At 52.6% G+C, this 1,058-nt stretch carries 1 protein-coding gene; it reads right to left on the bottom strand.

Annotation, left to right across the window (positions count from 1 at the left end):
- On the bottom strand, nucleotides 1–568 hold a 568-nt coding region (locus tag BGIM_RS67485), incomplete at its 3' end, for a GP88 family protein (RefSeq protein WP_238537798.1).
- Nucleotides 569–1,058: the final 490 nt, after the last annotated feature.

Consider the following 1,058-nt stretch of genomic DNA (forward strand, 5'->3'; position numbering starts at 1 on the left):
GACGAGGAAGTTTTCGTAACCTTCGCACTCGAAACACAAGGTCGGCTTGTTCCGGCGGCGTGTCTTCATCGACTTGTAGGTAAGCAGTACGGATTCCTTTGGGAACGTTTTGAGGCGTTCCCGTTTCAGAATCAATGCCGTGCCATCCACGGACTTGCTTCAGTGCGGCCATTTTCTCCAACACCTCTGCAATCTCCGCGATTCTCCATGACCTCGAATACCAGTAGTACCGGGGCTTGGGGACTTTCTTCATGATCCAGAGCCACTTTTCAGCGTACTCGGGATTGAAAAAATCACCGCTTGAATGCACACGTAAAACGAGGCATCCTTTGCGGCGTATCTCTTTGGTCATTCGACCGCAGAAATCATCACGTTTAATTTGCTCCAGGTTCCAGGCCAATCTGTCTTTGACTGACTGAAATCGGAATCTCGAACGCAAAGCGTAACAACACCCTTCACAAACCAAAGTTCGTCCTGGGCATGTTGTCACTGCTGGCAGACCAAACAAATGAATGGCGTCACCAACTTTTCGATTACCCTGTACGAGCAATCCGCGCACTAACCCCATGACTTGGTTCCTTTCGTGGAAAAGAGAAAGGGAGAAAGCGAGAAACGCGGAATTGAAAGCAGGGATTTGAGTTTCGCGCAACCGAAAGAAAGTAGTTGACCAAACCTTAGCCCCGCGCTACGGTGCGGGTCATTGGGACGTGGTGCAGGTTCCGGGTACTTATTGCATTTAGTGAACCCGGCGCCGTTTCTTCCCGTCCCTCAAACTAACCGGAGGGTGGTGCAGGCAAGGGTTACTTATTCCAAACTGTAGGTCGCGGGTTCGATCCCCGTCCGGGCGGGCAACCGTCCGGTAGCTCAGTTGGGAGAGCGACAGAAACGTTCCTTTGCCGACTTTTTCCCCTTCCGGCCCACAAGCCACCTCGCGGTGGTGCAGACAAGGGTTACTTCGATTTGTAATCGAGAGGTCGCGGGTTCGAGTCCCGCTCGGTCCCCTTTAACGGGACCGGTAGCTCAGTTGGATAGAGCGCTTTCGTTCCTTTGTCGTCTCT

This window comes from Zavarzinella formosa DSM 19928 (assembly GCF_000255705.1).
Lineage (GTDB): Bacteria > Planctomycetota > Planctomycetia > Gemmatales > Gemmataceae > Zavarzinella > Zavarzinella formosa.